Source organism: Bradyrhizobium sp. WSM2793, from assembly GCF_000379585.1.
Taxonomy (GTDB): Bacteria; Pseudomonadota; Alphaproteobacteria; order Rhizobiales; family Xanthobacteraceae; genus Bradyrhizobium.
The window spans coordinates 316552-325603 of record NZ_KB902791.1 but is presented as its reverse complement, the minus strand read 5'-3'; the positions used below and the strand labels follow the sequence as shown (position 1 = coordinate 325603).

7 protein-coding genes and 1 riboswitch are annotated in these 9052 nt (G+C 65.4%); of the genes, 1 reads left to right on the top strand and 6 read right to left on the bottom strand.

Annotated elements, in window-relative coordinates; all coding sequences use genetic code 11:
- Positions 1–520: 520 nt before the first annotated feature.
- The 6 genes from A3AS_RS0125070 to A3AS_RS0125045 form a co-directional block, all read right to left on the bottom strand.
- Complete coding sequence (locus A3AS_RS0125070) at positions 521–1102, bottom strand: hypothetical protein (RefSeq protein WP_018320309.1); 582 nt, start codon at positions 1100–1102, stop codon at positions 521–523.
- Positions 1103–1155: 53 nt separating this feature from the next.
- Positions 1156–3393: a TonB-dependent receptor gene (locus tag A3AS_RS0125065; RefSeq protein WP_018320308.1), complete on the bottom strand. Its 2238-nt coding sequence runs from the start codon at positions 3391–3393 to the stop codon at positions 1156–1158.
- Positions 3394–3506: 113 nt separating this feature from the next.
- Positions 3507–3722, bottom strand: a riboswitch (cobalamin riboswitch).
- A gap of 43 nt (positions 3723–3765) precedes the next feature.
- The gene (locus A3AS_RS0125060; protein ID WP_245283272.1) at positions 3766–4029 is read right to left on the bottom strand and encodes a hypothetical protein; all 264 of its coding nucleotides are present in this window, start codon (positions 4027–4029) and stop codon (positions 3766–3768) included.
- 99 nt (positions 4030–4128) lie between these two features.
- Positions 4129–4338 (bottom strand): hypothetical protein, encoded by a 210-nt coding sequence (locus A3AS_RS0125055; RefSeq protein ID WP_018320306.1) that lies wholly within the window; start codon positions 4336–4338, stop codon positions 4129–4131.
- A gap of 138 nt (positions 4339–4476) precedes the next feature.
- Positions 4477–4653: a hypothetical protein gene (locus A3AS_RS48490; RefSeq protein WP_018320305.1), complete on the bottom strand. Its 177-nt coding sequence runs from the start codon at positions 4651–4653 to the stop codon at positions 4477–4479.
- Between the two features lie 123 nt (positions 4654–4776).
- Positions 4777–6513, bottom strand: a complete 1737-nt coding sequence (locus A3AS_RS0125045) for an adenylate/guanylate cyclase domain-containing protein (RefSeq protein ID WP_018320304.1) — start codon at positions 6511–6513, stop codon at positions 4777–4779.
- Between the two features lie 322 nt (positions 6514–6835).
- Between A3AS_RS0125045 and A3AS_RS0125040 the strand changes: the two genes are divergently transcribed.
- Positions 6836–9022, top strand: a complete 2187-nt coding sequence (locus A3AS_RS0125040) for a transglycosylase SLT domain-containing protein (protein ID WP_018320303.1) — start codon at positions 6836–6838, stop codon at positions 9020–9022.
- Positions 9023–9052 lie beyond the last annotated feature (30 nt).

Below are 9052 nucleotides of genomic sequence, written 5' to 3'. Positions count from 1 at the left end.
GCCCCGCGAATTTGGATGATGCAGTCTGCCCGGTTGGGCTCGCTCGCACCTTCGCAAGGACTTGACCGTAGCAACGACGGCCAGGACCACACGGTTTTGCCGTACGCGCGGCCCGCCATTTGGCCGCAGTTTTCCCGGGCCCCGTCGACGAAGCCGGAAACTTACAGACGAGACGAAGCCTGGCAGCGCCGTCGTCCGCACGAAGCCTCGGGCTCACAGGGACAACCCGCCCTGCCCGCGCCTCTCGTGCCGACGCTGCCGCGTCCACCGCAAGCCCGGCTCGCGACAGTGACGACCACATCGTCGCCCCTCTTGGGTGAGCCGGGATGGACGACACATACGCCGAAACCGAATTTCGGTAAAGTGGAATATTTTTAGCGACGTAGATTGACAGCGGGCGACACAGGCACGATCGCGTAGCCCGGATGGAGCGCCAGCGTAATCCGGGACCGTGCTAGATGCCGGGCGAGCGGCCCCGGATTGCGCTTTGCTCCATCCGGCTACGGCCACGATCGGCCGCTCAGGCGGACATCGCTCGCTTGCGTCCGGCCGGATCGACCAGGCGCACGATCTCACAGATGGCAACGAGGCCGGCGAGCCAGACGGCGCTGGTCAGTCCAATGCGCGTCACGATCGCGGCGGTGAAGGCGCCCTCGCCGCCGAGGAACGGCGTCGTGGCGAGCAGCGCGAGCTCGTAAATCCCGTAGGCGGCGACGAGCGTGATCGCCAGCATCAGTGGCGTGCGGCCCTGCGGCAGCAGGCCGAGTACCGTCGACGAGGCCGCGGTCGCCAGAAGCGCAGCCGCGCCGATCAGGAAGCCCCAGGCAATCGTGTTGGCGTCAACGGGATAATGCAGCACGCCGAAACCGATGGTCTGGTTGACGAGCCAGGCGCCGGTGACGACGAGCAGCGCCGGACGCTGCGGCAGCATCGCCGCGGCAACGACGGCGAAGGCCGCGAACGGCGTGGCGCAGGCAAACGCAAAACTTGCGAGCGCGCATGACGCCGTCAGCAGCGCAAAGCAGAATATCGGCGCAAGGCGCGGCGCGACCGGGTGAAGCCGGAAGCGATCGCCACCAGACGGCAGGATGCTGAGAGCCATGGTTGAATCTCCTTCTTTCGAATTCTAGTCCATTTAGGGGCGCGTGACGAAAATCAGAACGTTGCGCCGGCCTTGAGCAGATAGGTGCGGCCGGGCAGCGGATAGGCGCTGAAGCGGCCGTCCGTGAAGGTGCTCGCGATGGCGTAGTCGTAGTAGAGCGCATTCAGCACATTGTTGACGCTGAGGGACCAGAAGTAGCGCTCAACCTGGCCGCTGAGCTTGAGATCGATCGTGCCGTTGGCGGGAATCGGCTTTTGGGTGCCCGCCTGGTCGTTGTCCATGCGTCGCTCGCTCCAGAAGCGCGCGGTGGCATCGAGCACCACGTAATTCTGCCAGATGTTCCAGGTGATGCCCGCACTCGCCGTGTAGCGCGACACCAGCGGCACGTCGTTGCCGGCCCAGATGCCTTCGCGGAAGACCGCGCGGGTATAGGCCACGCCGGAGCGCAGCAGCAGGGCATCGTTGACGCGATAGGACAGGCTGGTCTCCGAGCCGTAGCGGCGGGTCGGATCGAGATTGGTGTTGTAGAACAGGACCGGATTGAAATGGACCTCGTTGGTGAGATCCATCAGATAGAGACTGCTCTGCAGCTGCAACCCGCCGCCCTTGATGCGAACACCGCCCTCAATATCCCAAGAGGTCTGGGTCTTGAGCTGGAACGTTTGCGGGATCGCAGCGAAGGTAAAGGGATCGAAGGAAGGCCCCGAGGACAGGCGCTCGTCGACATCAGGCGTGCGGAACGCGCGCGCAATGCGGCCGAACAGCGAGACCTGGTCGTTGAGGCGATGCTCGGCCCCGAGATGCAGCGCATATTGGGTCTCGTTGCTCGTCAGCGGCAGCGCGCCGATGTCGGCGTTGAAGGGAGCTGCCGGGTCGAAATTGTCGCGTGCCGCAAGTCTGACGTTCTGCACCCGCGCGCCGTAGGAGATGTCGGTCGCGGGCGCGATTCCCAATGTGTGCTGGACATAACCCGCAATCGTCTGCTGCCTGAGGTCGTAATTGTGCCAGGGGGAGAGCCCCTGCCCCGGGCCGCGGTTCTGCTCAAAGCTCGCATCGTAATAGTCGATGCCGGTCAGGAGCTGCGACGGCATGCCGAGGAGCAGGCTCTTCACGCTGAGCCGCGGCGTGATCGACCAATTCGTCAGATGGGAACCGACATAGGTCGACGTGAAGAACGCCGGAACCGGCGTCGGGGTGGAAAAGAACGCACTCTGCTGCTTCTTGTCGCGCACGCCGCCGTCGACAATGAGATCGACGCCGTTGACCAGGGTCTTGGTGAAGCCCGCGGTCGCGCCAAAACCCTGCTGGTTGGCGTGGTTGAACGGCGTGCTGGTCCCTCGCCGGTTGGCCCTGAGCTCGTCGAGGCCGATGGAGGGATCGACGGTGCGGCCGCCCGGCAGTCGCAGCTCCTGATTGTCGCCGGTGACGGTGAGAAAAGCACTCAGGCCCGGCGTCGTGTAATTGAGATTGCCGACGCCGTTCTGCTGCGAATTGCGATTGTTATCGCGGTAGCCATCGGTCCTGACCGTATTGCCGTAGAACGAGGTCGACCACGGACCGGAATTGAGCGAGGTCAAGACATTGCCAAGCCTGGTGTTGAACGAGCCGAAGCCGGCCTCGATGCGCGCGGTTACGGGCGGTCCGCCGGCGCCATTTTTGGTAACGATGTTGATCACACCGCCGACCGCGTTGTCGCCGTAGAGCACCGCCCCGGAATTGCCCCGCGTGACCTCGATGCGTTCGATCGAATTGAGCGGGATGGTGGAGAGGTCCACCTGCGCCATGTCGACGTCGTTCAACCGTCGTCCGTTGACCAGCACCAGCGTGTTGGCGGTGGCAAAGGCGCCGAAGCCACGCAGGTCCACGCTGGTCTTGGCGCCGATCTGGCCGCCATAGAGCGTCGTGATCTGGGCCCCCGGCGTCTGCGTCGCGATGATCTCGGCAAGCGTCTGCGATGGCGAATGCGCGATATCCGCGGCCGTGATGACGGTCGTGGCGGCCCCGACGATGCCGCCGTTGCCGGCGGCAGCCTTACCGCCGGAGCCGGATGAGCCGGCGCCATTGCCTGCCGGCGCGACATTCGTCCTCGCCCGCTGCCGAGTCGCCTCGCCGTCACCGGTCGCCCTCGCCCGCGTGCGGTTGTGATCGTCGGGCTGCGTCACTTCGATCGGCGGCAATTGCTCGGCAAGCGCGTGCTGGGCGAAGGCGGAGGACAGATCGAGCGAATGGAAGGAAACGGATGCGAGCAGGCCGGCGGCAAGGCGCCTGGCGGCAGAGACGAGACGGGACACAATTGTAACCTCGGTATGACGTCAGTGGCACGTCACAGCGAACGAGGTTTCACGGCAGAGCGATGGATTGCTCCGGTGAAGCTAATGTCTGTACTCCCCGACCGACATCTTCGCGTGTGACCACGGCTGACGGCAGGTCTCCTGGCTCGCGGGTCGTGACCTTGCGTCGCCTTCCCAGGACCGAGTTTCCCAGTGGCATGAGACGAAAGATTCACCGCTTACAGTTGCGGGGGCAGCCGTGGCGTTGAGACAGATCCCTGCGTTGGGACAATCCCGCACCACATTCCCTTTTGATCTCCCTGAGGAGAACCGTCGCCGATCATTTACGAGCCGTTGGCCCCGGGAGTCAATCGACCGGTGGATGCCGGGCGCTCAGGTCCGCCCTCGCACACGTTGCGCCTGGGCCCAGGCGACAGCGACGTCGTGCGGCGGAACATCGACGCGCTTGATCGGGGTCAATTCGCCGGAGGCCGAGACGATGGCGGTCTCCTCGCGACGACAGCGCGTGCAGACAAAGCGGACCTCGTGCGGGGACGCCGACCAGCTCGACCGCTTCACATTGGCCGCCATCGGCCAGGCATCACAATGCGAGCACGACACCAGAAATCGACCGGGATCGAGCATACCCATTTCCATCGGACTCCGCGTCCTGCCCACCTGCTTCAATGATTAACCCAAGTGAATCGTTCCGGTGCCCCAGCACCGCCGCTGGGTGCGCCGGAGAAAGCGGTGGTCTCAGCGCGCGCCCTTGAGGGTGCAGGAGGTGGTGCAGGTGACCGTGGTGCCGCGATCGCACGATTTGCACGCACTGACGCACTGGTTCATGTCGCGGGGATTGTAGCTGTAGTTCCGCATCGGGCAGGTCGGCGTCGAGCCGGTGATATCCTGCTCCTGGTCGCAGGCCGCCGTCATGAGCGCGACTATGATCACGGCAACGAGGCGCATGTGATTGCCCTGTCAAGCATGGCAAATGACACTCGCGAGGTGCGCTGCATTGCAGCGAACCCCGGCCTTTCCACCACGAGCGATCGCTCGCGACGTCAAGGATGCGCGCCAAACCTTAAGAACGGATTGCAGCCCGCGTCAGGCCGCAGCCTTGGTCGCGATCGCCTGCCGCATGTCCACCGCCAGCTGACGGTACTGTTCCGAGAGTTTCAGATAGAACTCGCGCTTGGTGCTGTCGGTGGCGAGCTTGGCGATCAGCTCGCATTCGGCGGTGAGCGTCTCGAACCGTTCCAGCCTGTCCTGAAGTTCCGTCATCGGCGTGTCCCCGTCAAACGCCTCAAGGACATCCAACCTAAGCCCGGGAAATAGGTCACGGCGAACATCGTTATCGAGTAGAAACGTTTTTTCCGGACAGCGCGGGCCGGCCCAACAAAACGGCTATTTCTGCTCCAGCCGCCAGGCGCCGTCCCACCCCTGCTCCGGCGGCTTCGCCTCGAATTGCGCGATGCGGCCGAGCATCGTGCGCGAGGGGCCGTCGCCGGGGACGGCTTCGAGCGCGGCGTTGAAGGCGGCGCGCGCCTCGTCGAAGCGGCGGGCCCGATAGGCCGCGAGCGCTTCGGCATAATGCGTGCGCAGGCTGTCCTGCGCGGCGGTGAGCGCGCCCACCCGCGCCATCACCTCGAAGATCGGCTGCGGCGCGCTCTGGCCGGCGACCGCCAGACGATCGATCTCGCGCAGCTCGAGCCGCGCTCCGATCGCATCAGCAGTTGCCTGCGAGATCAGGATGCGGGTGCCGTAGACCTTGTTGACGGCCTCCAGCCGCGACGCCAGGTTCACGGCATCGCCCATCACGGTGAAGCTCATCATCAGCTCGGAGCCGATGCTGCCGGTCAGGACCTCGCCGGTGGCGATGCCGATCCGCAGGTCACACGGCGCCGGCATGGCGCGGATGCCGAGCAGGTCGGGCAGCTGCTTCTGCAGCGCGGGCACCTGGTCGACCATCTCGGTTGCGGCGATACCGGCCAGGAGCGCCTGCTCGTCCTCCTCGATGAAGGGCGGGCCCCAATAGGACATGATGGCGTCGCCGATATATTTGTCGATGATGCCGCGATTGCTCCTGATCGGTCCGGACATCACCGTGAAATAGTGGTTCATCACCCTGACGAGGCCGCGCGGGGTCATGCCCTCGCTCATCGAGGTGAAGCCGCTCATGTCGCAGAACATGATGGTCATGACCCGGCGCTCGCCGTCGATCGCGACCTCGGGCCGGTCGATCAGCCCCTGCACCACCTTGGGATCGATGTAGCGGCCAAAGGTCTCGCGGATGCGCTCGTTGTGCCTGAGCTGCTCGGTCATGCGGTTGAAGGCCGCGGCTAGCTCGCCGATCTCGTCCTGCGTGGACACGGTGATGGTCTTGTCGAAGCGGCCGGCCTCGACCTCGCGGGTGCCGGCGAGCAGCAGCCGCACCGGGCGCGTGATGCCGCTGGACACCAGGAGCGCAAAGGCAAAGCCGACGATCGCCGCGAGCAACGTCACGATGCCCGAGACGATGATCGCCTGGTGCTGATGGCCGATCACCTGCGACGTGCTGGCGAAGACCTGCTTGAGCATGTCGGCCCGGATCGCATCGATCTTCTGGTTGAACTGGTCGCGCAGCGCGTCGATATGCTCGAGGGTGCCGCGCGCTTCCGCCATCTGCTGTGCGTCGATCTGGTTGAGGAGCCTCGCGTGGCTCTCCTTCTGATCGCGGCGCAGCTCGCCGACGGCGGTCTCGATACGGGTCTCGATCCGGGCCAGCGCGGCATTGTCGGACGGCGTGCGAGGGTCGTCTATGATCGCGTTGATCAGCTTGCGCGCGCGCTCGGCCTCCTCCTCGATCTTGCGGTCGGCGTCCTCGAACTCGCGAAGGCGCGCCGCATAGGCCTCCTCGTCCGAGGACGCCTGCATCTTCATCATGATCATCCGCCGCAGCGCCACCGATCGCTCCAGCGAGCGGATGTTGGCGCGCGCGAGATCGCCATAGGCCGGGATGTAGCGGTTGGTGAGCTCGTCGAGCAGGACGCCGACCTGGCTCGACATCACCATCGACAGGATCGAGGTGACCAGCATCAGGACGATCAATCCGAGGGCGATACCGACGATCTTGCGCCTGATCGACTGGTTGAAAATCGGCATAGCTGCAGGGACAAAGGCCAAAGGGACGGAGCAAGGGAACTCCATACACCGGATCTGGCTGCGGGAACACGCGCAATCTGGTTCCTCCTGGCGCCCTGAACCAAGCCTGACCGTCGCAGGCCCGGATCGTTAACAAAGGTTAAAGAAGCTGACCTTTGCTCCCCAGCCGAAGTTCCCTGGTCACATCCGTATTTTGCCGCATTGTTGCGACAGCGTGAGGAATGCGAAACGATGCCGTGGCATCGTTCTCGATGTCGTTGATTCTCAAGCCGCATGTCGTCGCGGACCTTGGTTTGTAGTGGTTTCGCAGGGGGACCATGGGATGAACCAGTGCCTACGCTCGCTCGCGTGTCTCGTTGCCGTGGCCGCAATGGCCCTCCTTCCGACCGAGCTGGCGGCCAAGAGCAGCCACAAATCGTCCGCGCCGAAGAAGTCGCATGAGGCGAAAGCCGGCAAGCAGCGTCATGCCGCGGTGAAATCGCGCCATGGCAAGCATGCCGAGGCCAAGCGCAAGTCGAAGAAGACCGGCGACGATCCGCCCGAGAAGCCGGCCGCCCCGCCGCTCACCGGGGACCTCGCCGCGCTGAAGGATGCGATCGACCTCGCGCGCAAGGGCAAGACGGATGATGCGAGCGCGGCGCGCGACCGCATCGCTGATCCCGCCGGACAGAAGCTCGCCGACTGGTTCATGCTGCGCCATTCCGAGAGCACCGCCAATTTCAAGCGTTATGCCGCCTTCCTCGCCGCCAATCCGGGTTGGCCGAGCAGCGCCCTGCTTCGCCGCCGCGCCGAGGCGCGGCTGTGGCAGGAGAAGGCCGACGCGGCCACCGTGCACAAATTCACCATGGACCGCCCGACCAGCGCCAAGGGCAAGTTCGCCCTCGCCCGCGTGCTGCTCGCTGAAGGCGACGCCGACAGGGCCGCGCGGCTCGTGCGCGAGGCCTGGCGCACCGACGAATTGTCCGAGCGGAGCGAGGAGGATTCCTACGAGGCGTTCCGCGATCTGCTCAACTCCGAGGATCATCGCGCCCGCATGGACAAGCGGCTCGGCGCCAAGGACTATGCGGCTGCGCGGCGCGCCGCGAAACGGCTCGGCGAGGATGAGCTCGCGATCGTCAAGGCCTGCGCCGCCGTCACCGGCAAGGCCAGCAAGGCCAAGGATTATCTCGAGGACGTACCGACTGAAGCGCGCCGCGATCTCGGCTATGTGCTGTGCTGCGCCCAATGGCACCTCCAGAAGGATCGCATCGACGACGCCGCCGAGGTGATCCTGGCCGCCGCGCCCGACACTATGGCCGCGCAGGACACCGACGCCTGGTGGCGCGAGCGTCGCATGCTCGCGCGCAAGCTGCTCGACCAGGGCAAGTTCAAAACGGCGTATGACGTGGTGCGTACCGCCGCGGTGCCCGAGAAGGAAGTCTACCGCGTCGACTATCATTTCATGTGCGGCTGGATCGCTCTGCGCTTCCTGAATGATCCCCAGGCGGCCATGGTGCACTTCGCCGCCATCGATGCAGGCTCGGCCAATCCGATCGCGCTGTCGCGTGCCCATTACTGGCGCGGCCGTGCCGCCGAGGCGATGGGTGCTGTGGCCGATGCTCGCATGAGCTACCGGGCGGCCGCGCGCTATCCGACCGCCTATTACGGCCAGCTTGCGCGCGCAAAGCTCGGCCTCGATCGCATCGAGCTGCGACCGCCCTCGCCCGTGCTGGCCGCGCTCGACACTCCGCCCGCAGACGAGCGCGTGCGCGCTGCCGACATGCTCTACGGCATCGGCGAGCGCGACACGGTGTTCTATTACGCCGAGGATTTCGCCAAGGAGAGCACCGACGTCGCGGCCCTCGAGGGGCTCGGCGAACTCGCCGGACAGCGCCGCGATGCGCGCGTGATGCTGGAGGTCGGCAAGTCGGCGCTGGCGCGCGGGCTCGCGCTCGACCATTACGCTTTTCCGACCATCGGCATCCCCGAGCACCAGCAGGTCGCGCCCGCGATCGAGACCAGCGTGATCTATTCGGTGGCGCGCACCGAAAGCTCGTTCGACCAGCGCGACAAGTCGCCGGCCAATGCGGTCGGGCTGATGCAGGTGACACCTGAAGCCGGCCGCGACACCGCCAAGCGCTTCGGCCTGACCTACGACTGGGACAAGATGGTCTCAGATCCCGTCTACAACACGCAAATGGGCGCGGCCGAGCTCAGCGCGCTCCTGTCGGAATATCGCGGCAACCAGATCATGACGTTTGCCGGCTACAATGCCGGCCGCGGCCGCGTGCGCGAATGGGTGCAGGCCCGCGGCGACCCCAGGGATCCCAAGGTCGATCCGGTCGACTGGGTCGAGCGCATCCCGCTGTCGGAGACGCGCAACTACGTCCAGCGCGTGATGGAGAACGTGCTGGTGTACCGCGCACGGTTCGAGGGTAGCAGCATGGTCGCCGGCAAGTCCGACCAGCGCGTCACGACGCAGGAAGTGAGCGCGGCACCAACGGGATCGGCCGCAGCCCCCTCACCCTAGCCTCGCCGCCGCCGGGGCTGGACGCGGCGC

Bases quoted from the DNA above. Each gene is read 5' to 3' on its own strand.
- A3AS_RS0125070 (WP_018320309.1), bottom strand. From the start codon at position 1,102: ATGGCTCTCAGCATCCTGCCGTCTGGTGGCGATCGCTTCCGGCTTCAC.
- A3AS_RS0125060 (WP_245283272.1), bottom strand. From the start codon at position 4,029: ATGGAAATGGGTATGCTCGATCCCGGTCGATTTCTGGTGTCGTGCTCG.
- A3AS_RS48490 (WP_018320305.1), bottom strand. From the start codon at position 4,653: ATGACGGAACTTCAGGACAGGCTGGAACGGTTCGAGACGCTCACCGCC.
- A3AS_RS0125045 (WP_018320304.1), bottom strand. From the start codon at position 6,513: ATGCCGATTTTCAACCAGTCGATCAGGCGCAAGATCGTCGGTATCGCC.
- A3AS_RS0125040 (WP_018320303.1), top strand. From the start codon at position 6,836: ATGAACCAGTGCCTACGCTCGCTCGCGTGTCTCGTTGCCGTGGCCGCA.
- A3AS_RS0125055 (WP_018320306.1), bottom strand. From the start codon at position 4,338: ATGCGCCTCGTTGCCGTGATCATAGTCGCGCTCATGACGGCGGCCTGC.